This is a genomic window from Planosporangium spinosum (genome assembly GCF_049999945.1).
GTDB lineage: Bacteria > Actinomycetota > Actinomycetes > Mycobacteriales > Micromonosporaceae > Planosporangium > Planosporangium spinosum.
This window is the reverse complement of the sequence record NZ_JBLYUB010000021.1, coordinates 88,673-111,078: the sequence shown is the minus strand read 5'-3', so window position 1 is coordinate 111,078 and position 22,406 is coordinate 88,673. Positions and strand designations below refer to the sequence as shown.

General features: G+C 68.1%; 19 protein-coding genes and 4 pseudogenes. 8 read left to right on the top strand and 15 right to left on the bottom strand.

Going from position 1 to position 22,406, the window contains the following annotated elements; all coding sequences use genetic code 11:
- Positions 1-187 precede the first annotated feature (187 nt).
- The 3 genes and pseudogenes from ACNTMW_RS25100 (at position 188) to ACNTMW_RS25090 (ending at position 2,014) form a co-directional block, all read left to right on the top strand.
- Entirely contained in the window at positions 188-1,015 is an 828-nt protein-coding gene (locus ACNTMW_RS25100) for an integrase core domain-containing protein (protein ID WP_426636239.1), read from the top strand.
- Between the two features lie 72 nt (positions 1,016-1,087).
- Positions 1,088-1,350, top strand: a pseudogene (locus ACNTMW_RS25095) (replication initiator); the annotation flags it as partial.
- Between the two features lie 217 nt (positions 1,351-1,567).
- Positions 1,568-2,014: a DUF6918 family protein gene (locus ACNTMW_RS25090; RefSeq protein ID WP_426636237.1), complete on the top strand. Its 447-nt coding sequence runs from the start codon at positions 1,568-1,570 to the stop codon at positions 2,012-2,014.
- Positions 2,015-2,215: 201 nt separating this feature from the next.
- Here ACNTMW_RS25090 and ACNTMW_RS25085 read toward each other — a convergent pair whose 3' ends face one another.
- The 6 genes and pseudogenes from ACNTMW_RS25085 to ACNTMW_RS25060 all read right to left on the bottom strand — a co-directional run.
- Positions 2,216-2,617 carry a hypothetical protein gene (locus tag ACNTMW_RS25085; RefSeq protein ID WP_426636236.1) on the bottom strand — a complete coding sequence of 134 codons (402 nt, stop codon included), beginning with the start codon at positions 2,615-2,617 and terminating at the stop codon, positions 2,216-2,218.
- 76 nt (positions 2,618-2,693) lie between these two features.
- The gene (locus ACNTMW_RS25080) at positions 2,694-3,296 is read right to left on the bottom strand and encodes an integrase core domain-containing protein (RefSeq protein ID WP_426636235.1); all 603 of its coding nucleotides are present in this window, start codon (positions 3,294-3,296) and stop codon (positions 2,694-2,696) included.
- Positions 3,297-4,279: 983 nt separating this feature from the next.
- Positions 4,280-4,888 (bottom strand): hypothetical protein, encoded by a 609-nt coding sequence (locus ACNTMW_RS25075; RefSeq protein ID WP_426636234.1) that lies wholly within the window; start codon positions 4,886-4,888, stop codon positions 4,280-4,282.
- A gap of 90 nt (positions 4,889-4,978) precedes the next feature.
- Entirely contained in the window at positions 4,979-5,404 is a 426-nt protein-coding gene (locus tag ACNTMW_RS25070) for a hypothetical protein (protein WP_426636233.1), read from the bottom strand.
- Positions 5,405-5,491: 87 nt separating this feature from the next.
- On the bottom strand, positions 5,492-6,742 hold the full coding sequence (locus ACNTMW_RS25065) for a chymotrypsin family serine protease (RefSeq protein WP_426636232.1): 1,251 nt from the start codon (positions 6,740-6,742) through the stop codon (positions 5,492-5,494).
- Between the two features lie 272 nt (positions 6,743-7,014).
- Positions 7,015-7,911, bottom strand: a pseudogene (locus tag ACNTMW_RS25060) (IS256 family transposase); the annotation flags it as partial.
- Between the two features lie 263 nt (positions 7,912-8,174).
- On the opposite strand from ACNTMW_RS25060, the gene ACNTMW_RS25055 reads away from it, so the two are divergent.
- Positions 8,175-8,453 carry a hypothetical protein gene (locus ACNTMW_RS25055; protein ID WP_426636231.1) on the top strand — a complete coding sequence of 93 codons (279 nt, stop codon included), beginning with the start codon at positions 8,175-8,177 and terminating at the stop codon, positions 8,451-8,453.
- A gap of 401 nt (positions 8,454-8,854) precedes the next feature.
- Positions 8,855-8,977: a hypothetical protein gene (locus ACNTMW_RS25050; RefSeq protein WP_426636229.1), complete on the top strand. Its 123-nt coding sequence runs from the start codon at positions 8,855-8,857 to the stop codon at positions 8,975-8,977.
- Positions 8,978-8,991: 14 nt separating this feature from the next.
- On the opposite strand, the pseudogene ACNTMW_RS25045 reads toward ACNTMW_RS25050, so the two are convergent.
- From ACNTMW_RS25045 to ACNTMW_RS25015, 7 genes and pseudogenes are all read right to left on the bottom strand, one after another.
- Positions 8,992-10,095: pseudogene (locus ACNTMW_RS25045) on the bottom strand (IS630 family transposase).
- A gap of 82 nt (positions 10,096-10,177) precedes the next feature.
- The gene (locus tag ACNTMW_RS25040) at positions 10,178-10,825 is read right to left on the bottom strand and encodes a class I SAM-dependent methyltransferase (RefSeq protein WP_426636227.1); all 648 of its coding nucleotides are present in this window, start codon (positions 10,823-10,825) and stop codon (positions 10,178-10,180) included.
- Positions 10,826-10,990: 165 nt separating this feature from the next.
- Positions 10,991-12,730: a CocE/NonD family hydrolase gene (locus tag ACNTMW_RS25035; RefSeq protein ID WP_426636226.1), complete on the bottom strand. Its 1,740-nt coding sequence runs from the start codon at positions 12,728-12,730 to the stop codon at positions 10,991-10,993.
- Positions 12,731-12,833: 103 nt separating this feature from the next.
- Positions 12,834-13,886 (bottom strand): lysylphosphatidylglycerol synthase transmembrane domain-containing protein, encoded by a 1,053-nt coding sequence (locus ACNTMW_RS25030; RefSeq protein WP_426636225.1) that lies wholly within the window; start codon positions 13,884-13,886, stop codon positions 12,834-12,836.
- Positions 13,887-13,915: 29 nt separating this feature from the next.
- A complete protein-coding gene (locus ACNTMW_RS25025) occupies positions 13,916-14,581 on the bottom strand; it encodes a TetR/AcrR family transcriptional regulator (protein ID WP_426636245.1) in 666 nt (221 codons plus the stop codon).
- A gap of 16 nt (positions 14,582-14,597) precedes the next feature.
- On the bottom strand, positions 14,598-16,190 hold the full coding sequence (locus tag ACNTMW_RS25020) for an ABC transporter permease (protein WP_426636223.1): 1,593 nt from the start codon (positions 16,188-16,190) through the stop codon (positions 14,598-14,600).
- Positions 16,187-17,134, bottom strand: a complete 948-nt coding sequence (locus ACNTMW_RS25015; protein WP_426636221.1) for an ABC transporter ATP-binding protein — start codon at positions 17,132-17,134, stop codon at positions 16,187-16,189. The genes ACNTMW_RS25020 and ACNTMW_RS25015 overlap by 4 nt, the downstream gene beginning before the upstream one ends.
- A gap of 128 nt (positions 17,135-17,262) precedes the next feature.
- On the opposite strand from ACNTMW_RS25015, the gene ACNTMW_RS25010 reads away from it, so the two are divergent.
- The 3 genes and pseudogenes from ACNTMW_RS25010 to ACNTMW_RS25000 all read left to right on the top strand — a co-directional run bounded on the left by ACNTMW_RS25010 (position 17,263) and on the right by ACNTMW_RS25000 (position 19,525).
- Positions 17,263-17,862: a TetR/AcrR family transcriptional regulator gene (locus ACNTMW_RS25010; protein WP_426636220.1), complete on the top strand. Its 600-nt coding sequence runs from the start codon at positions 17,263-17,265 to the stop codon at positions 17,860-17,862.
- Positions 17,863-17,907: 45 nt separating this feature from the next.
- A pseudogene (locus ACNTMW_RS25005) lies at positions 17,908-18,273 on the top strand (hypothetical protein); the annotation flags it as partial.
- A 190-nt stretch (positions 18,274-18,463) separates the two neighbouring features.
- Positions 18,464-19,525: a glycoside hydrolase family 5 protein gene (locus ACNTMW_RS25000; RefSeq protein WP_426636244.1), complete on the top strand. Its 1,062-nt coding sequence runs from the start codon at positions 18,464-18,466 to the stop codon at positions 19,523-19,525.
- 11 nt (positions 19,526-19,536) lie between these two features.
- Here ACNTMW_RS25000 and ACNTMW_RS24995 read toward each other — a convergent pair whose 3' ends face one another.
- Both ACNTMW_RS24995 and ACNTMW_RS24990 read right to left on the bottom strand, forming a co-directional pair.
- Positions 19,537-20,340, bottom strand: coding sequence for a universal stress protein (locus ACNTMW_RS24995; RefSeq protein ID WP_426636219.1), 804 nt, complete (start codon positions 20,338-20,340; stop codon positions 19,537-19,539).
- Positions 20,319-22,277, bottom strand: a complete 1,959-nt coding sequence (locus ACNTMW_RS24990) for a glycosyl hydrolase family 65 domain-containing protein (protein WP_426636218.1) — start codon at positions 22,275-22,277, stop codon at positions 20,319-20,321. The genes ACNTMW_RS24995 and ACNTMW_RS24990 overlap by 22 nt, the downstream gene beginning before the upstream one ends.
- Positions 22,278-22,406 lie beyond the last annotated feature (129 nt).

Here is a 22,406-nt window from a genome sequence, read left to right as displayed (position 1 = left end):
CCCGGCTGACCGTCATCGACGGCGAAGCCGAACCCGACGACAACTCCCCAACAGCGGAGATCGCCGCATAACATCAACCCGGATCTTCTCGGTGATCGTCTCTTACACCATCACCGTGGACGCGGCCTTGATCAGGCTCCTACCTCGCACCTTGCGAGCGCATCGGCTCGTCACCCCAGCCACAGTCATGCGCTGGCATCGGCGACTGGTCGCCCGCCACTGGGCATACCCGCACCGGTCTGGCCGGCCACCGATCGACCCGGCCATCACCGCCCTCATTGAACAGATGGCCCGGGACAACCCCGGCTGGGGCTACCAGAGAATTCAAGGCGAGCTGATCGGCCTCGGTCACCGCGTGAGTGTGTCCACGATCCGCCGGATCCTCAAGCAGCGCGGCATACCGCCAGCGTCGGTGCGCCGCGACCACACCACCTGGCGGAAGTTCCTCTCCGCCCAGGCATCGACCGTGCTCGCCTGCGACCTCTTCCACGTCGACTGCGCGCTCACCCTCACACGCTTGTACGTCTTCTTCGTCATGGAGGTCGGCAGCCGCTACGTCCACATCCTCGGCGTCACCGCCAACCCGGACGGGGTCTGGACCACCCAGGCCGCCCGCAACCTGGTCACGGACCTCGGCGACCGCGCCAACCAGTTCAGATTCCTCATCCGAGATCGGGCCGGGCAGTTCACCGCCGCCTTCGACGCCGTCCTCGCCGACGCCGGCATCACCGTCTGCAAGATCCCGCCGCGCAGCCCGCGCGCCAACGCGTACGCCGAACGGTTCGTACTCACCGCCCGCACCGAGGTCACCGACCGCATGCTCATCCTCGGCGAGCAACATCTCCGCCGAACCCTCGACGGGTACGCCCACCACTGCAACAGGCACCGCCCTCACCGGGCCCTGGGCCTGCGGCCCCCGCGGTCCGACCGTCCCGCCGTCGACCTCACCCACGAGCGAATCAGGCGTCGATCAGTCCTCGGCGGGCTGATCACCGAGTACGAACGAGCTGCATAGACCTGCAGGTCACCCACGATGCCAGGGTTTTGACACCCCACAGGCACCGGGCGGCTGCTGTCGAACGTCGACACCGCGAGCATGCCCGACGGGGTGATCTACAAGGCGTGCGACAACCGGCGGCCTCGGTCTGCCCGTCGTGCTCGGCCCGCTATCAGCGCGACGCCTACCAGATCGTGCGCAGTCTGCTGGTGAGCGGCAACGGCGTGCCGGAGACCGTGGCCACCCACCCGACGGTGTTCGTCACCCTCACCGCCCCGTCCTTCGGGCCGGTGCACACCCGGGTCGTCCGCCGCCACACCTGCGGCAAGCGCAGCGCGTGTCCCCACTTACCCGGCGGTGCTTGCGTTGTCCGCTCGTCGAAACAGGAAGTCGAAACAGGAAGATCCTTCAGGGATGACCTGCACGGACGAGATTTTCGGCGGGCGCAACGCCATCACTGTCTGCGTAGGACTGTAGCGTGTGTACGCACACTCCACAAGATCGTGGTCACAGACCGTAATCCGGTATAACTAGTCGACGCGTTGACGCAGGATTAGGAGCGTAATAACTATGTATTCTGCCCTTCCCGACATTCTGCTCTCGGACGGCGCCCAGCAGCAGATTGCCGCCGACTGTCGGGTGCTGGTCGAGCAGGAGCTTTCCGCCAAGTCCGGCGTGTCTGCCAGCGCTCTCAAGGTCGCCTACAAGGCGGTGACCACCTTCGCGCCCGGCTATTACCAGTCCACGGTCGAGAGCATGGTGCCGAACCTGCTGCACCGGCTCCAGCCCTTCTGGGCGGACTTCCGCGCGGCCGGGGGTGGGCAGTTTGGCGACTACCTCGTCAAGCGGAGCGAGGAGGTGTCGGAGTCCGTGCTCGCAGTGACCGACGATATGGCGCAGTGGTCCCAGCGCGGCTCGATCGTGAAGGCGTACAACGCGGTACGCGGCGGCGCGGGCAAGCATGTCGAGGCGGCGCTGCCGGCCGTCGGCGCGCTGATGGAGAAGTACGCAGCCTGACCGCGGACCCACCCGCGCCACTTAGCTTTTCGTTTAACCTGTCGGGTCCGTCGATGTGACCCTGGCCGATCATCAGCGCAGCCCTTGCGTGATCATGGTTCTTGCGAAGGAATCCAGATCAAACAAGGGCTGCGGTGATCGGTGTGCATGATGCGGGGCCGGTTGGCGTGCTCGGGGCCTGTCGGCGTTTCGGCGGGAGTTCTACCGGTGCCTGAGCAGGCGGGCCGCTGCGCTGTTCGAGCGGTGCTGTTGCGTTGCCGGGTTGACGGACGTGTTGAATCTGTGTTGTTGGTCCGCCGGCTTCGGGGCGGGATCAATCCCGGCACGGTCGAGGATGGCCCATACCGCTTTGAGTCCCACGACCTTCTGGCGCAGATGCTCTGCGGAATTGGGTGCCACCGTGGCGTCCCACATCACCGGCGCCGCCGACTTGGCTACCGTCTTGCCGGCACGGTCGATGGCCGTCAGGCCGCCCTCAGGTGTATTCGATACGGTCAACCCGAGCGAGCGCACCGGCAGGTTCAGGCTCGACACCTGCGCCACAGCGGCCTTGTTCTTGACCACGAAGTGCTGCTCGAACCCTGTGCGGGTCGCCCCCACCACCAGGTCGATCCCCGGCTTGACCTCGGTATAGGTTGTGGGGTTTCAATACCCTGTCGTCGGTGTCTGAGCTGGGTTTCTATGCAGCCCGTTCGTACTCGGTGATCAGCCCACCGAGGACGGGCCTGCGTCTGATCCGCTCGTGGGTGAGGTCAACGACGGACCGGTCGGAGCGTGGGGGCCGCAGCTGCAGCGCTCGGTGGGGCCGCCGCCCGTTGTAGTGACGGGCGTATTCGGCGAGTGTGCGGCGTAGGTGCCGTTCTCCGAAGATGAGCATGCGGTCAGTGACCTCGGTGCGGGCGGCGAGGACGAACCTTTCGGCGTAGGCGTTGGCTCGCGGGCTGCGCGGTGGGATCTTGCAGATGGTGATGCCGGCGTCGGGCAGCACGGTGTCGAAGGCGGTGGTGAACTGTCCGGCCCGGTCACGGATCAGGACCTTGAACTGCTCGGCCCGTTCACCGAGGTCCATGAGCAGATTCCTGGCTTGCTTAGTGGTCCACGGCCCGTCGGGGTTGCTGGTGATGCCGAGGATGTGGACGTAGCGGCTGCCGACTTCGATGACGAAGAAGACGTACAGGCGCTTGAGGGTAAGCGCGCAGTCGACATGGAACAAGTCGCAGGCCAGCATGGTCGATGCCTGGGTGGACAGGAATTTTCGCCAGGTGGTGTGGTCGCGGCGCACCGACGTTGGCGGGATGCCACAGCGTGTGAGGATCCGGCGGATGGTGGATGCACTGACCCGGTGACCGGGCCATCTGCTCAATCAGGGCGGCGACGGCCGGGACGACCGGTGGGCGTCCCGGCCGGTTCGAGAAGGCCCACTGCTGGGCGACCAGTCGTCGATGCCAGCGCATGACTGTGGCTGGGGTGACGAGCCGATGCGCCTTCAACGCCCGGGGCAGGAGCCTGATCAGGGCGGCGAGGGCAGCGCGGTCGGCCCAGTCCAGCCGCGGTTTCGGGTTCTGCCGGCGCAGGATCGCGTTCTCATGGCGTAGGACGAGGATCTCTACGTCCTTGGCCGCACTGGTCTGACCGAGCAGGGTCAGCCATTCGGCGATGCGGCAGAACACGAGGTAGAGCAGGCGTAGTAGCACAACCACGATCGTGTCTGAGGCCAGCACGGCGCGTCTGCATCTACCCAGGTCAACCCCAGCGACACCGTTTTGACACCCAACAAGTTCGAACAGTTCTACAACTGGCACCGCCTACACCAGGGCATCGCGAACCCACGCCCGCTGTACCCGCTGCCGCACCGATTGCCGACCCGGACAAGCTGGCCCGCCTGGACATCCGAAGATGTGATCGCCTCGGCGGCATCGTCCACGAGTACGAGCGCGCTGCCTGACCTGCGCGGACGAGATTTTCGGCAAGCGCAACGCCAACGCCGCGGTCAACCTCGCCCGCTGGCCCGACCAGCACACCTCACCGCCGCTACGTGCGACCGCCTGACGAGCGTACGAACGTCTGCACCCGCAGGCAGCGGGAAAGAGCCGACGGCCACCCACACCCCCGACCCCGGTACGGGGACGGGACCCGGGCCTGGGTCGGAACCGGCAGAAGACCAGCCGCACGGTCGGCTGGCGGCCGGACGGCGAACAAGCACCCAGCCCATACCGGGGCACGGTCAAGGAGAGCCGGTGTAGCCGAGAAATCGGCTACACGCCGTCACTGGTTCGTCGACGGCTGCCCTTGGACGACCTCACCGACGGCCGGACCGTAGGTGCTCTGAAGGTACGGACGGGCGATGTCCGGCTTGTCTGCGCCGACCGTGAGGTAGCCGTCCGGAGTGACCACTACCGCGTACACCGTGAAGCCATGCTGCCCCTGGCTGTTGTCGGACGCTATCTGCCCGGCCAGCGGATCGAGTTCCATCTTGGTCCGGGTGGTGTCGCAGAAGACCACTTGGACGTCGCCGGCGGACTGTCGCGCGGCCGCGTCGAACGCCGGTTCCGGCATGCGGTAGACGACGAGCGCGTCACGGGCGGGGTCAACGGCAAGCCCGGTGTAGGAGCTCTTGAATTGGCCGCGGCCGAGCGCGCCGACGGCCTGAGCGGCCGGTCCGAGCCGCCCGGACTGGGTACTGGCGGTAGCCTGCGGGTCCGTCGGGGCGCTGGCCGCCGGCGCCGCTAGGGCGTGGCAATCGACACTGGCCGTACCGCCGTGAGGCGTCTGATCCGTGGCTGTGGTGTGGTCGTTACGGCCGCCGCAGGCGGCGAGTGCCAGCCCGCTGATCGCCGCGAGGACCGCCAGCCGGCCCGCCCAGGTGCCGCTCATGGTCACTACCCCCTACAAGCGATTATCGTGGTTCTCAGACGGGTTGCCGCACCGCTTCGTTCCCAGTCTGCGCGGCTCGATTGTCCGCCGCTACCGCACCTGCTGAAGCTTGCCGTCCCCGGTCACTGTGACGGCGATGAACCGCGAGTCGACGGAGCAGCCACCGGGGCCGGTCTTTCGGACCGGTATGTCAAGCGGTGCGTTGGCGTCGACGAGCACCTGTCCTGTCGTGGAGTCGATGGCTTTCACACTGAGGGTCTGGGCCGGCCCGGGCGACTGGGGCAGCGGGATGAGTACCGCGGGGCTGCCTCCACTCGTGGCGTTTCCTGCCTCGTCCGCGTCGACGCAGACGCGGCCGTAGCACGCGTGGACCTTGACCGCGCCGTGGTTTGCCACGATCTGCGCGAGGCGGACCTCGACTCCGGAAGCCGCGCCGACTGGGTTGCAGTTCTGGCAGGCGACGGTCGATAGGGCGGAGAGGACGAGAACAAGGGCGGTCAGCGTGGGTGTCCGCATTGTGCTCCTCCTTGTCCGTCAGCGGGGAGGGGCGACGTTGATGGCCCCGTCGCCCCTCCCCGCCCATGGTGGCCGGGTGAGCTCGGTCTAGTACATGGATTGCCCGAACGCGCTGAGGATGTCCGGCGCCTCGGTCCAGAACACCCGGGAGTTGACCTGGTAGTTCGAGGACACCATGCCGCGCGCCTGGCGCGGACCGCTGCTGCCGCTGCAGACGCAGAACACCAGTCCGCCGCTGTCGCCCGACCGGACGGCGGTGCCGGTGTTGTTGCCCGTCTGGCCAACGACGCCCCGCGAGCTCATGCACGGGTACGGTCCGCCGCAGTGGTTGACCACGATGTCCGGGATGATCACGGTGATGCCGCAGATGATGCCGGAGGTGTATCCGTCCTGGCAGACGCTGTCGTTGTAGTAGGAGTACGCGTTCCCGGCCACTCGGCGTGGGTCGTAGGCGCTCGGGCCGCTGTCGAACTCGTACTGATCACTGCGGGCGTCGATGAGCGCGGCGTCCCACTGCTCACTCCAGTTGATGACCTGGCCCTCGAAGTTGCCGTTGCCGTTGTAGATGTTGACGCCGGTGCGGGCGCAGTGCGCCGCGGTGAACAAGTAGGTCGTGTTGGAGTTGTGGGTCGTCAAGCCGGTGGTGCAGGCGGCGCCCACGGACGTGGTGATGTAGCCGCCGGAGTAGTACGGCGCGAAGTCGGCGTAGCGGCTCTGGCTGGTGGCGACCGGCTCGGTCTTCACCGTGACGGCCACTCTGGCGATGCTGCTCAGTTGAGAAGCCGGATCCGCGGCTGCCGTCATGACGCCTGCCGCAGGCTTCGGGGCGACGCCCACGTCCAGCCCGGAGCCGTCCGGCGGCACCGCTGCGGAGCTCACGGAGATGTTCGACTGCGGGGCCTGGGCGATCACCCGATCCCGGGCGGCGTGCAGAGCAGCGCGGGTATACGTCGCGGGGTGCACGCGCACCACCGCGGTGTCGAACGGCCGCTGGCCGGCCGCGGTTCGAACGAACTCGGCGCTGCGGTCCGGCTTGGTCAGGTAGAGGTCGACGGTGCGGTGGACGGGGTCCAGCCCGACGCCCGCGTAGATGTCCGCCATGGCGTTGCGGCCCACGGCGTCGAGCGACGAGGCAGCGACGCGGAGCGGATTGAGAATCGCGTTCTGGGCGTCGACGGGAAGCTCCGAGATCTGCTCCCTGGTCAGCAGCGGCGCGCTGGCCGCAGCGGACCGTGTAGCCGTCGGTACGGACACGCCGGTGGCAACGACGGCCAGCAGCGACAGCACCGCCAGGCGTCTGCGCGTTACCCGAGTGTGAACGTGGGCGAAACCCACCATGAACCCCTCCCCGTGACCGGTGGATCGTGAATGGGCCAAACATAGAAGTATCCACATTGCACGACAAGGCGATCGGAGATCCGTAATCTTCAGTATCAGCTGATGCCCACATATCGACGAACAGCGTTCAGCAATACCGCTTCCACCGCTTCTGGCTTCAACTACGGACAATTCCGTTTGCCATCCGGGAAGCGCAAACCCAACAACCGGATCCGTGGACGCTCGGCATATCAGCAGAGACTATCTCGCGAACGGTGTTTCCGGCGGTCCTGTTAGTACGTTTCGGCGGCCGGGAAGCGGTCGCTGAAGGTGATGGCGAACGCGTTCAACGCGGGTTTCCAACGCATCGTCCATCGGGTCCGGCCGGTCCCGGTCGGGTCCAGGGACCGGGTCACGAGATAGAGGCACTTTAACGCGGCCTGCTCGTTGGGGAAGTGGCCGCGAGCCTTGACCGCCCGCCGGTAGCGGGCGTTCAACGACTCGATCGCGTTGGTCGAACAGATGACCTTGCGGATCTCCACGTCGTAGGCCAGGAACGGGATGAACTCCGACCAGGCGTTGTCCCACAACCGGACCACCGCCGGATAACGGCTGCCCAACTTGTCGGCGAGGTCGTCGAACGCGGCCCTGGCGGCGTCGGCGTTGACCGCGGTGTAGATCGGCTTGACGTCGCGTTTCAGCTCGTCCCAGTACCGGCGCGAGGTCAGCCGGAACGTGTTGCGGATCAAGTGGATGATGCACGTCTGCACCACGGTCTGCGGCCACACGTTGGTGACCACCTCAGGCAGGCCCTTGAGACCGTCGCAGACGCAGAAGAACACGTCCTTGACACCGCGGTTGCGCAGGTCGGTCAGCACGCTCATCCAGAACTTGGCGCCCTCCCCGCCGGTGCCGGCCCACAGCCCCAGGATGTCCCTGTCGCCGTCGAGGCTGACCCCGATCGCGGCGTAGAACGGCCGGTTGGCCACCTGCCCGTCACGGACCTTGACCACGATGGCGTCGATGAACACGGCTGCGTAGATCTCGTCGAGGGGCCGGTGGGTCCACTCCTGCATCTCGTCGATGACCTTGTCGGTGATCCGAGAGATCGTCTCCTTCGACACCGACGCGCCGTAGATCTCGGCGAAGTGCGCCGCGATCTCCCCGGTCGTGAGCCCCTTGGCATACAGTAACGATTCTGCTACGCCATGTTGGACAGTGTTAATAGGTACACAGCAGCAGACAGAACGACAGCGTTCAACTCTTCAACGCCTACCCTGTGCCATCGCGTTCGCCACTTCTTGATCTTCGCTGTTACCACGTCTGTTACCACGCCCGATCAAGTGCGGCGCCTGCCGGCCAGTCCGGACCGCTCTCCGGGTAAACTGCCTGCAAACATCTTTACCGCGCCTTTCGGGTTTCGCGGCTATGCGGATGCGTTGGCCCAGGCCAGATGTACGGCTCGGATTTCCTGATGGCTGGGCTGGCCGGGTACTTCGGGTTGATATTGGGCGGCGATGAGGACCCGGCGGAGTTTGACGATCATGTCGAGGTAGGACGGGCATTGCTTGGTGGTGTACCAGGGCGCATGATTCCGCTGGTCGCGGATGACGTCGGGGTGGTGGCCGGCGAGGGGGTACCAGACGATGACGATGCTTTGGGTGTAGAAGCCGAACGGGACGGTGCGTTCGACCGCCGCTGGTCGGTCCGGCGAGCACGCCGCGCCGGGTGACCAGCTCGATGGTCGCGTCGATCGCGACGCCTGAATCGATGGGGACGATCTCGGTGTAGAAGTCGGGCTGTCACAGCCCGACCTCCCACATCTCGGCCTCGGAGCGGATGCCCGGGATGAAGTAGGCACTCGACTATTTCCGGCACGGTGCGTAATAGTTGCCCTCCGCCCATTCGGAGGGCGTTTTTGGTTTGCCCTGGTCCGCCCCGTGCACTCCGCGCGTGGCGACGAATCGACGAGCGCCGGGGGCCGCTGTGCTGATGTAGTTCCGTTCGTGCTCGTCCGGTCCGGAACATCCGAGCGCCACCGGAGCACCACGGGATCACCGCAAGCGGCTGACAGCTCCTGCTTCTCTAGTGCCGTGACCGGTATGGTTCGCCGGGTCACAGAGGAGGAACGCGGTGTTCGTTGAGATCGTCTTTGCCGGTCTGCCCATCGACCGGGATGAGGTCGAGGAAGCGCTGGATGCCGCGTTCGGCCCCGACGGCGAGATCACGGGCGCGGGCAGCGGGATGCGAGGTTGAACGTCAGCGACTGATCACGCGGCGAGCGGTCGTCCGCCCCAGCGGACGCCCTTCTCGCTGTGGATACGAGCACGTTCCTTCCGCTGGGCGGCGAGGACGTCGGGGTGCCGGACGTTGGTGTTGCGCCAGCGCAGGTAGGCGTGCAGGGCCCGGGTCTGGACGGTGTGGTTGCGGTGGTGGGAGTTGGCAATGGTGAACTGCCGCAGCGGGCCGAAATGGGCCTCGATCGGGTTGGCCCAGGACGCATAGGTCGGGGTGAAGCACAGCTCGACCCGGTTCTTCCTCGCCCAGCGCCGGATCTGCTCGCCCTTGTGAGTGGACAGGTTGTCCACGATGACGTAGATCGGGGCGCCGTCCGGGCGGATCGACCTGAGCGCGGCCAGAGTGTTCGCGGCGCCCTTGTTGCGCCGGTTGACGCCCCACAGGGTGTCGTCGCCGACGGAGTAGCAGCCGTGGAAGTACCTGACGCCGTGGGTGCGGTGATAGATCGCGGGATGCCGCTCGGGCCGGCCCTGCTCGGCCCAGCACGACCCGCCGGTGGGGTGGATGCCGAGCGGGCCGAACTCGTCGAACGCGAATACGCGCTCCGGGAATCGCTCCAGCACGTGCTCGATGCGGTCGAGCTTGGCGTCGCGATCCGGGTCTGGAGACTCCTTCCACGTCTTGGTGCGCTGGAAGATGATGCCGCGGCGGGCAGGCACCGTAACGCCTCACGGCCGATCCGGATCACATGGCCGTGCACCTTGCGCAGGTAGACAGAGAGCTTCCGGATCGACCAGCGGGTGAAGGGCTCGCCGAGCTTGGTCGGGCGGGTGGTGGCCGTCTGGACGACGAATTCCTCGTCGTCAGGCCTGAGCAGGCGGGGACGGCCATCCCGCCCACCGAGGGTCCAAGGCGGCCAAGCCGGTCTCGTTGAACCGGTGGATCACATCCCGGACGGTGTCCTCGTCGGCCTGGACCAGCTTCGCGATCACCGGAACGCGGTTTCCGCCGGCCCAGGCCAGTAGCATCATCGCGCGCCGGAACCGCACCGAGCTGGTGGTGCCCCGGCGCACGATCCGCAGCAGTTCTTGCCCCTCCTGGTCGGTCAACCTGCGCACACGGACTGGCTCAGCCACCACACCCCCAGCAGTCGGATCGGACGACACCGCACATCCAACCGCCGGGAACACCAACTCGGCGACCCTACTGCTCAGAGCACTAGTTCTTGGCGGCAAGCAACTGCAACTCCTGAAATTGCCGCTTGTCGGTGGGCCTCGGTTGGCACAGCACCCGGGCGACCTCGCTGACGTTGACGTCGCGCAGCAGCCCCGCCAAGTGGTCGGGTGACCAGCGATAGGCGGTCACCACCGAGTGGTCGAAGGACTGTGTCGGGATCGTGGGGTCGTCGGTGGCGAAGCAGCTGGTCAGCAGCTGGCCGCCGGGGGCCAGGACCCGGGCGAACTCCGCGATCACGGCCGGGAGGTCCTTCGGCGGGGTGTGGATGATCGAGGACCGCGAGAGCACGCCGCGCAGCGCGCCGTCCGCGATGTCGAGCGCCGCCATCGAGCCCACCTCGAACCGTAGATCCGGGTTGGCCTTCCGGGCCAGCTCAATCATCGCCGGCGAGGCATCGACGCCGAAGGCACGTAGCCCCAACCCCCGCAGATGAGCGGTGATATGCCCCGGCCCGCACCCCAGGTCTGCAACCTCGCCCCCGCCCCCAGCACGCACCGACTCGGCGAACGCGGCGAGCAGTGCCCGCTCCAGTGACCGTTCGCGCAGGGTGTCGGCGAAATGCTGCGCGTACAGCGTGGCGACGGCGTCGTAGGCGTCGCGGGTGGCGAGAAGGGAGTCCAGTTCGATCATTCGGGGACCGTAACGGATGGCACTGACACGGGGCGGCGCGCGGCTCGACACGAGCCGCGTCGTGGTCTGGAAGGTCCAATCTAATGCCGTGCCGGGCCCCCAACACGGTGGACCTATCCGGTCACGGCACTAGCTGATCGGGGGTGGGAGAAGGGGCTGCGGCTGCTAGGTCAGGATCGGCAGCAGCAGGTGGGAGTCGTGCCGGCCGCCGGTGTGGATGATGTGTCGGCCGTGGTTGTTCGCGTGTGCGTCGCTCATGCGGGGCATGCCGGTGCCGATCAGGTTGTGGCCGGCGATCACGAGGCGGAGTTGCTCACCGGGGTGCATGATCAGGCCGATCGGGTAGAGCGGGATCTCGATCGGCACGATCTGGCCTGGTTGCAGCGGCTCGGAGCGGTCGAAGGTGTGGACGGGCAGTTCCTCGGTGGAGGCCTGTTCGTCGAGGTGCCGCAGGGATACCCGCAGCCGGCCGTTGGCTCCCCGGTATTTCAGGATCGAGGCGCTGTGCCGGGTCATCAGGCGGATCACCAGGCTCTTCGTGTCGACGTTGAGGACCTCGATCGGCTTGCCGTGGGCGTCCAGCTTTTGCAGGACCAGGAAGAGGTCCATGTCGTCGGCGCCGTCGGCCTCGACCCAGAGTTTGACCTTCGGGTATCCGGCGAGCTCGGTCTCGCGGTCGAAGGCAACGGTGAACTCGGCGCGCCCGGACTTGTCGTCCCCGGGGTAGCTGGATTGGGACTCATCGGGAACGCTGCTGGTCGACATGCTTGCCGAGGTGCTGTCCAGGTAGTAGCGGACGTTGTTCGTGCCTTTCGGCGGGAACTGTTCGCTGGGGCGGTTGACGACGTCGTGCCCGTGCAGGTCGAGCAGGGAGTAACGCACGCGCGGGGTGTGTGGCCAGTCGTTGTCGGCGCCTTTGAGGTAGTGGTCGAAGAACGTGGTGAGGTCGCGCATGCTGTCTTCGCTGTAGTAGTCGGGCCATTCCATGCCGTTGTGGATGCGCAGCCATTTATGCTCGGACGCGAGCAGCCGCCATGCGCGGAACGTGCCCTGGGTGTGGAAGGTGTTGGTGTAGCTGGCGACCACGTACGCGGGGATGGTGATGGTGTCGAGGCGGGGGATCTTCGTCTCCCAGTAGTCGTTCATCAGCGGGTATTTGGCGGCCGCCGCGACGACGTCTTCGACGTTGTTGTTGCCGATGTTGTTCAGGGCACGTAGCTGCTCGACGACGCCGAAGTCGGGGATTCCGCCGCGCAGGACGATGTCGCGGTAGAGGTCGGAGAAGCCTTCCCACGGTGCGATCGCGGCGAGGTGCGGGGGCTGTTCTGCGGCGGTGAACCACTGTGAGACGGCGAGGTAGGAGTTGCCGCTCATGGCGACCTTGCCGCTGCACCAGTCCTGTTCGGCGAGCCACTCGACCAGGTCGTAAGCGTCCTGGCCTTCTTTCCGGCCGAATACGTAGGTGTCGCCTTCGGAGTTGAACGCTCCGCGGGCGTCGGGGTTGCAGACGGCGTAGCCCTGCGCGCACCAGTAGCCGGGATCGGGTGCCTCGAATTTCATCAGGCCGGACAGCTTGCTCTGGTCGATGCCGAGCCGCTTACGCACGGCCGTGACGGACGGGATCGCGCCGCGGCTTTTGCCGTACGGGCTCCAGGCGATGATGACCGGGATGTCGGTGGCGCCGGCCGGGCGAAAGACGTCGACGTAGATGGTGACGCCGTCGCGGAGCTCGACCGCGATGTCCTTCTCGAAGACGATGTCGGTGGTCAGCGGCGCGTAGGGCTTGCCGTACCGCCAGCCCTTCGGAAGGGTTCGCGTGCCGGGATCGAATCGGCTGAACCGGCCTTTCTCCTTGCTCTCGTCGTAGGGGTTGTTCTTGACGAAGATGGCCTTCTCGTCGGACATGGGGTGGTGCCCTTTCGTCAGATGGCGACGGTGCGCAGGAACGTCTCCGCGGACGATCGGCAGACGTCGACGGTGTCGGGAACCTCGAGGGTGGGCAGATCGCTCATGACCGGCCGGAGCATGAAGTGCGTGGCCGCTGTCGCGGTACGGCGGTCATGGCCTCGCGGTGGCGACTGCGGATGACGAGCCAGGTCAGCCAGCCGAGGCCGATGATGAAGCAGAAGCTGATCAGGCGGTAGAGGACCACCGTGGCGATGGCGGTGGCAGTGTCGACCCCGCCGGTGACCAGGCCGAGGATCAGCGCGCTGTCGATGATCCCGAGTCCGCCCGGGATGATGGTCAGGGTTCCGGCGGCCATGCCCGCGCAGAACGCCAGCAGCAGCTGGATGCCGTTGATCGAGCCGTCGCTGACCGCGTGGAAACACATCCACAGGCAGCCGGCGTCGACCACCCAGTTCAGGACGGCGAAGGCGGCCGCCGCCGCGCCGTGTCGCGGGGTCAGGCGGGCCGCGTTCAGCTGCGTGATGAAGCCGCGTACCTGCTCGACTCCGTCGCCGGCCGGCCGGTGCCGTATCCGGTTGACGGTGGCCAGGACGCCGCGGATCGCCGGTTCCAGCAGCTGGGGTCGGCGGGTGATCTGCCGGATCCCCAGGGTGATCAGTGCGATGAGGACGGCCAGGCCGCCGAGGCTGTACCACTGCGCGGTGCCGTGCGAGGCCAGTGCGCTGACGGCGGTGACGACGGCGAGTGCCGTGGCGGACAGGATGCCGGACAGGGCGATGCACCACGAGGCGACGGCCGGGCTGGCGCCGAAGCGGCGCATCTGCTGGTAGTTGAAGCGGGTGGAGAACGCCGGGCCGCCGGGCAGCGTGACGCTGAGCGAATGAGCGGCGTAGGCGAGGGCGACGTGCCGGTAGATCGGCACCCGCAGTCCGGCCGAGAGCAGCAGGCTGCGCTGCATCCGCGCGTAGGCTCCCATGGCGATCAGTTCCGCTGCCACGGCCGTGGTGAGCCAGTACGGATCCGGGGCGCTCAGCTGCGACAGCGCCGAGGACAGCGACGGCCAGCCGATGATGAGCTCGACCGTGAACAGTCCGAGCACCGCCGCCACCAGGCTGCGGCGGATCCACGGACGCGCACGGGGGCTGCGGGACACCGGTATGACCTCAGCTTCCCGGGCGGTCGTCACTCAGTGCTCCGGCCGGTGCGAGCGCGGCGGCGCTGACCATGTGCCGGCGCCGGGTCCGGCGCTAGCTCGGCGGGCAGCTCCCCGGTGAGGTAGCGCTGCACGGTCGGACCTGCGACGGCGACGACCTGCTCGGCGCTCGCGGAGGCGATCGGCTCGAGCTTGAGCACGTAGCGGGCCATTACAAGACCGACGATCTGCGAGACCACGAACGCGGTGCGCAGCGGCGCCTCTTCCTCGTCGAGGTCCAGCCCGGTGATCACGCGTTGCAGAATCCGGGTGAAGACGAACTCGCGCATGAGCCGGGCGGTCCACTCGTTGGTCATGCTGGAACGCAACAGAGCCAACGCTGAGGCTCCGGAGGCGGAGTCCCAGAGTCTGAGCACGAGGTGGACCACACGGTCGCCGGTCTGGTCGCGAGGCGCGGCCAGCAGCTCCGGCACCAGATCGTCGGGGTCGAACGGGACGTGCATGCTGGCCAGGAACAGTTTGTCCTTGGTGCCGAAGTAGTGGTGCACCAGTGCCGGGTCGACCCCGGCACCGGTGGCGATCGTACGGATCGAGGCGCCGTCGTAGCCCTTGTCGGCGAAGGCGTCGCGGGCGGCGGCGAGGATCGCCTCGCGGGTGTCGGTTGCGCCCGGACGGCGTCCGCTGCGTCGTGCCAAGGTCATTGTCCCTTCGTCAGATGACGTCGCGGCGGCGGAAACCGGCGAAGGCGACGATGGTCAGGAAGACGGCCACGAGGCTCACCCAGCCCAGGCCGGACCAGTCCGGGTTGGTGGCGGTGACGTTGGGGACGTGCCACAGCGGGCTGATGCCCAGGATCCAGTCCCACAGCTTGAACAGCGGCCCGAGCAGGGTCAGCACGAACGTCGCGACCACGCCGAGCCAGCCGGCCAGCCGTACGCGAGGGTTGGCGCCGACCGTGGCAAGGGCGAGCGCGACCAGCGTCCACACCGCGGGAATGGTCGCCAGCGCCTGCAGGACGACGTCACCGACCGCGATGCCCGGTTCGGCGCTCGCGGCGACGACGCCGATGACGGTGCCGCTGACCAGCAGCGCGACCGCGGGGCCGGCGAATGCGATGATCGCGTTGCTGGCCAGATACTTCGGGCGGCTCAGCGCGGCGCCCAGCAGCGGTTCGACCCGGTAGTCGATCTCTTCGGCGTAGACGCGCAGGACGATCTGGACGCCGAAGACCGCGGCGATGATCCCGACCAGTTGCAGGATCGTGACCAGGAACGAGAAGACGAGTCCGGCCTCGGTGGTGGCGCCGGCGGCGATCAGGCCGCCCATGGTGGGGTTGTTGGCGAAGACGTCGCTGACGGAGGTGGCCAAGAATCCGAAGACCGCGCCGAGGCCGGCGAACGCGACGAGCCAGGAGATCAGCGAGCTGCGGTTGATGCGCAGCGCCAGACCCCAGACGGAGGCGACCATGCCACCGCGGGCCGGGCCGCGCCGGGCAGCGATCATGCCCTGGCCGAAGTCCCGGTGGGCGGACAACGTCATCGCCGTTGCGACGAGCGCGACGGCTAGACCGAGCGCCAGCAGCAGCGGCCAGCCGTTGTTGCCGGTGGCGGGGCGCACCTGTTCGAGCCAGCCGAACGGGGTGAGCCACGCGGTTGACGCGGACGCCTCGCTGGCGTCGAGGTAACCGCGCACCACGTACACGGTGCCGAGGGTGGCGACGGCGATGCTGTTGGCGGCGCGGGCGTCCGAGCCGATCTGCGCCGCGATGCCGGCGAGGCCTGCGAACATCAGTCCGGAGGCCGTGAAGGTCGCCGACAGCGCCAGCGAGTTCAGCCAACCCCCGCCGAACGCGACGGTGATCAGCCAGGAGAAGACGCCGAGCGCCACCGAGGCCATCGCCGCCATGAGCATGGCGACGGCCAGCCGGGTCTGGCGGCCCATGACACCGGAGGCCAGCAGTTCGGCCTGACCGGAGTCCTCGTCGGCGCGGCTGTTGCGGACCACGATGAATATCGCCATCAGGGCGGCGAAGAACGTGCCCAGCGCGCCGGCCCGCCAGGCGTTGAACCCGTCGGCGGTGAGCAGGTCCCGGGCCGGGCCGAAGATCAGGCTCAAAGCGGGGTTCGAACCGAGCGTGGCCGACAGCTCCCGACGGCTGGCCAGGTCGGGAAACACCCAGTCGTAGGCCAGCACGGACGAGGCGGACAGCGCGGTGATCAGCGCGATCCAGGGGCCGATATTGCGGGCGTCTTGTTTGAGGGCGGCGCGCAGCAGCGGACGGGCGCCGGTCAGGGTCTGGTTCATGCCGCGCCGCCGGTGCCCCAGCGGGCCGACTCGACGCCGGCGTCGGTGCCGTATTGGCGCAGGAACAACTCCTCCAGCGACGGCGGCGCCACGGTCAGCGAGGTCAGCGGGTACCGGCTCAGCTCGGCCATCGCCGTGCTGAGCTCCGCGTTGTCGACGGTGCCGGTGAACCGGCCGTCCTTGAACTCAGCGTCATGGACGGAGGACAGGTCGTCCAGGTTGTCCGGCGGGTCGGCGAAGACCGCATGGACGGTGGTGCGGGTACGCTGCCGCAGCTGATTCAGGGTGCCGGTCTCGACGACCTTGCCGGCGCGGATGATGCTGATCCGGTCCGCGAGGGCTTCGGCCTCGGACAGGATGTGGCTGGACAGCAGGACGCTGCGGCCCTTCGCCTTCTCCTTGGCAATCTCCTCCTGGAAGATCGCCTCCATCAGCGGGTCCAGGCCCGAGGTGGGCTCGTCGAGGATGAGCAGGTCGACATCGGAGGCGAGCGCCGCGACCAGCGCGACCTTCTGCCGGTTGCCCTTGGAGTACTGTCGGCCGCGCTTGGTCGGGTCGAGTTCGAAACGCTCCAGCAGCTCCTTACGGCGGGCCTCGTCCAGGCCGCCGCGCAGCTTGCCGAGCAGGTCGATCGCCTCACCGCCGGTCATGCCCGGCCACAGCGTCACGTCGCCGGGCACGTACGCGAGACGGCGGTGCAAGCTGACGACGTCGCGCCACGGGTCGCCGCCGAGCAGTCGCACCCGGCCGGCGTCGGCCTTGAGCAGGCCGAGCAGCACCCGGATGGTGGTGGACTTGCCGGCGCCGTTCGGACCGAGGAAGCCGTGCACCTCGCCCCGGGCGACCGTCAGGTCCAGGCCGTCCAGAGCCCGGAACTGACCGAACGACTTGACCAGCCCTCGCACCTCGATGACCGCGTCACCGTCGTTGTCCGGTGATGTCATGACTATGCCCCTCCCGAGTAACCACGAAGAATTCCACACCTGAGGAGTTCATCTTCGAGAGTAAATTCTACGACTGTAGAAGTCAACTGTCGTTGAATCAGGCCGCCGTGCTGGTAAAATCCTCGGCCGTGGAATCCGGGAGCCGGCGCGCCGTCGGCCGGCGTACGGGCGAGAGCGGTACGCGGGCCGCGATCCTTGCCGCCGCACGGGAGCAGTTCGCCAGCAAGGGCTACGACGGAGCGTCGCTACGGGTGATCGCGGCGGCCGCGGGAGTCGACACCGGCCTGATCCGTCACTTCTACGGCAGCAAGGACAACCTGTTCGAGGCGGCCCTGCAGATCCCGCCGGCATTCACCCAGCAAATGGCCAAGGCCCTCGCCGGCGATCCGGACGGCATCGGCGAGCGGCTGGTGGATGCCTACCTGCGCCTCTGGGAAGACCCCGCGACCGCCGAGCCCCTGCTGGCCGTCGTGCGCTCGGCCATCTCCTCCGACCGGGCCGCCGACCGCCTACAGGCCATGCTCAACGCGCGATTCCTCGCCGAGATCGCGCCGCACCTGCACCGGCCGGACGGCGAGGCCCGCGCCGCCCTCGCCGGCGCCCACTTGCTCGGCGTCGCGATCGCCCGATACGTGGTGCGGGTCGGCCCGATCGCCGCCCTCGATCGCGATGTCCTCATAGCCCTCTGCGCACCGACGATCCAGCGACTGCTCGTCGACTCCGCCTGAGAAGCCCGCGCCGGTCGGCGGCCGGCCACCCCGGGCACCGGCCGGATGGCTGGTCTCGACAACGTCGTCACCACCGCCGGCGGCGGGGTGCGCAGTCTGGCGTTGCTCGACGACGGCACCGTCCGCACCTGGGGCGGCAACATCGCTGGTCAGCTCGGCAACAACACCACGACCAACAGCACCACCCCGGTACAGGTCTGCGCACCCGCCGGGGGCAAGGTTGCGGCCTGCTCACAGTTCCTCACCGGGGTCAAGGCCATCACCGCCGGTGGTACGCACAGCTTGGCGCTGCTGTTCGACGGCACCGTGCGTACCTGGGGGCTCAACGACGCCGGCCAGTTGGGCAATGGCACGACCACCAACAGCCCCATCCCGGTACAGGTCTGCGCCGCCGGTGCCTCCGCGCCATGCACCCAATTCCTCACCGGCGTCAAGTCCATCGCCGCGGGCAACCCGCACAGCCTCGCAGTGCTGTTCGACGGCACCGAGCGCACCTGGGCTTCAATAGCGAGGGCCAACTCGGCGACGGCGCCAACGCCAACCGATCCACGCCAGTACAAGTCCTCGCGCCCGAACAAACCGATCCCAGCCCTGACGGCAACTGATCCCGCACAAGAACCCCGACCTGGCCGGGCTGACCGGCCCGCAGATCATGGACAAGGTCGTGGCCGGTGCCACCGACCGCGGCATGATGGTCATCCTCGACCGACACCGGCCCACCTCCGCCGGACAGAGCAACCTCTGGTACACCGACCACGTCAGCGAAGCCGCCTGGATCAAGGACTGGACCGACCTGGCCCAGCGTTACCGCGACAACCCGCTGGTCATCGGCGCCGACCTGCACAACGAACCGCACGGCGAGGCCACCTGGGGCGACGGCAACCAGGCCACCGACTGGCGGCTCGCCGCCGAACGCGCCGGCAACGCCATTCTCGCGGTCAACCCCGGCTGGCTCATCGTCGTCGAGGGCATCGAGAAGTACCAGAACGTCTACTACTGGTGGGGCGGAAACCTGATGGGTGCCCGCGACAACCCGGTCCGGCTGTCCGATCCGTCCAAACTCGTGTACTCCGCCCACGACTACAGCCCGAACGTCTACAACCAGCGCTGGTTCAACGACCCCCCCCTTCCCCGCCAACCTGCCGGGCCTGTGGGACACCCTCTGGGGCTACCTCGCCAAGGAAAACCGCGCACCGGTACTGCTCGGCGAGTTCGGCGGCCGATCCGTCGGCACCGACAAGGAAGGCGTCTGGCAGCGCACCCTCGTGAAATATCTCAAGGACAACCACATCAGCTACACCTACTGGTGCTGGAACCCCGACTCCGGCGACACCGGCGGCGTCCTCGCCGACGACTGGACCAGCATCAACACCGACAAGATGAACCTGCTCAAGACCTATCAGGCGGCCAAGGCCGCACAGCGCGTACTCGTGCATGGCTGACCCCCAGCCGAATCCCTGCCGGGAGGTTCCCGCCCACCAACGGCCCGCAACTCACCACATCAAAAGCGCACAGCCGACGGGCTCAGACGGCATGCGCGGATGTTGAGGACTGGTGTCGGGCGGGGCGAAAACGCGTCACGCGCAGCCGTAACCCAGCGGTGGACAGAGAGGGCCGGCAGGAGAATCCTCGCGTGATCGACGCCATCGAGTTCGACGGGTAGCGGCCCAGTGATCAACCGGCGGCTCCGGCAAGCGTGGACAAGGCGCGCACCGAAACGAGCATGACCGGCACGTTGGTCCGCTGAAGGGTCGCGCGGACAACGCGAGCGCGGCCGGCGGTGAACTCCTGTGACCAGCCGAGCACGATCAACTCGCAGCCGGATTCGCGCGCGACGAGCGGAACCAGGTCCTCACTCCGGCCCAGGCGCGTCTCCAGGCGGACCGCACCGGATCCCCACGGACAGTGGCGGGCCAGGAACTCGCTCCCCCAGACGGCGTACTCGTGTTGGGGCTGGTCGGTGAAAGCCGGCATCGTGTCAGGTCCGAGAACGTGCAGGACGACGACGTCGAGCCCTACGTCCATCGCGAGCTCGATCAACGGCCGTGGTGCCAGCGATGTCGCAGCGGTGCCCTCGAGCGGAACAAGCACACGGCTGTACGAGGCGTGGGGATCCGCCTGCGGCGGGACGACGAGCACCGGCTTCGCAACAGTCGTCGCGACGACCACGGCAACGGGGCTCAGTGGCTGCGGGTCGGCCGGCATGGCGCGCGCCCCGATGACGAGCGCGGCGACCTCGTCGACGCTGGCCGCTTCGACGATCCTTGTGACGACGTCCCCGTCAACGACGCGCAGTGGCACGCCGGCTTCTGTCACCAAGCTGCGCGGCACGTCCGTGCCGTCGACCTTGACGTGCAGCGCCGTCACCTCGGCGCCGAGGAGCGCGGCGAGAGCGCGGGCGGCGGCCAGCACCGGCTTCGCCGCGGGGCTGCGGTCGAGCGCCGCCAGTACCTGTCTCATGTCGGTGATACCTCCCACCGGCCGCCTGCCTGCCGAAGCTGAAGCGCGTCGGAGTCGATCTCCACGCCCCCTGGCTCGACACGCAGGCGGAACGGCTGTCCTTGATAGCGCAAACCCAGCTCGAGGGCGTTCCACTGCGGCGGCAGGCGGGGATCGACGACGAGGTGCCGTTGCGTCGGGCGTACGCCGGCGAATCCGAAGGCCAGTGCCTGCCAGAGCCCGCCCATCGTGGCCAGGTGCAGGCCGCCGGCGGTGGTGCCGGTGCGGTCGTCGAGGTCGATGCGGGCGGCGACCCGCAACCATTCCAACGCGGAGTCGAACCGACCGACGCGGGCCAGCAGCGCGGCGTGGACCGCCGGGGACAGCGAACTGCCGTGCGCGGTGCGCGGTTCGTAGAAGTCCAGGTTGGGAGGCAGTGAGCCGGGCGCGACCTGGTCGGGGACGAGGTGGTGCAGCATGAGAACATCCGGCTGCTTGAGGATCTGCGTCTGCTTGATCCGTTCGGTCCCGAGCAGCAGGTCTGCGGCGACCGGCCGGGCGGTGAGTTCGGCGATCACGATCGGCTCCAGGCCGGAGAAGCCGGTGGACTGCTCGTACACCCCGGTCCGTGCGTCGTACCCGTCGACGAGCGCGTCCGCGAGCGCGAGCCAGGCCGCCCGTTCGGTCGAGCCGATGCCGTCCAGCGCCGCTGCCCGTCGCAGGTTCCACCGCGCCATCACGTTGGTGTACGCGTTGTCGTCGACCGGTTCGTGGTACTCGTCAGGGCCGGTCACCGTGTCGATGTGCGCACGCCCGTACCGGTCAAGTCGCACCCGGGAAGCCCAGTAGCGGGCGGTCTCGACCAGCAGGTCACGCCCCGCGCCTGCGGCGAAGGCCGCATCGCCGGTCCAGTCGAGGTAGCTGGCCGTCGCCCAGGCGACGTCCGCGACGATGTGCTCCTCCCACTCCCCCGTCCGCACGCTGATGAGCTCGCCGGTCGGCAGGCGGGCCGACGTGGGGGTGACGTCGTCGCCGTCGGCGGCGGACTCCCACGGAAAGCGTGCGCCCGCCCGCCCCCGCCGGCGCGCCAGGGCACCGGCCGCAGGCAGGCGACGGGCCCGGTACTCCAGCATCGCCCGGGCGGAGCCGGGGTGGGTGGCGGCGAGGAACGGCAGCACGAAGACGTCGCTGTCCCAGAAGACATGCCCCCGGTACGCCGGTCCGGTCAACCCGCGCGCGCCAACCGCCGCCTCGCCCTGCCCGCCGACGGAGGCCATCAGGTGGAACAGCGCGAACCGGATCGCGTACTGCAGGTCCGGGTCCCCGTCGACGACGACCTCCGCCTCCTGCCAGCGCCGCGCCCACGCCTCCCGGTGCTCCCCCAGCAGACGGTCGAACCCGACCGCGTCTGCGGCCGCCGCTGCCGCCTCGGCGACACCCGGGTTCGGGTCATAGGCGCCGATGCGCTCGAAGACGGTGCCGTGACGGCGGTCGCGAAACGCGACGCTGACCGGCCCGCGTACCGTCGTCTCACCGCCTGGCGGCAGCAGCGCCGGATCTCCGTACACGCGCATCGCGACCGTGCCGGGCCGGGCGAGCGACGAAAATCGCACCGAGGCGAGCGGCCCGTCCTCGTACAGGACGCCGGCGCGCAGGTCGAGCGTCCTGCGATGTGGGCGAATCTCCTCCCCTCCCGCCAGCCGCGACCACGACGGCAGCCGGGCGAGCTCGGTGGCAGCCCCCTCACCGACGTAGCACCCGGCGAGGAAGACGCCCGGCGTCGTGGCCCGATCACCCACCAGCGGGCTGCCCCGCGTGCCCAGTCGGCCGTCGGCGAGCGTCAGCAACGATTCGTGCACCCGCTCCCGGTGCGGATCGAACCCCTCCACGGCGACGCTCCACTCGGGAGCACCCCGAGCGCTGAGCACAGCCGACGGGGCCTGCTCGATCTGCACGCCGCAGCGACCACCGGTCACGCGCGAATCTCACGCAGGTTGGGCAAGTCGGGTGGCGGCGATCCCGGGCACCGCAGCCGGTAGTAAGCCCTCCACCAGCGTGTCCCCAGCGCTCCGGCAGCGCCCGGTCCCAATCGCCTCGCACGTTCG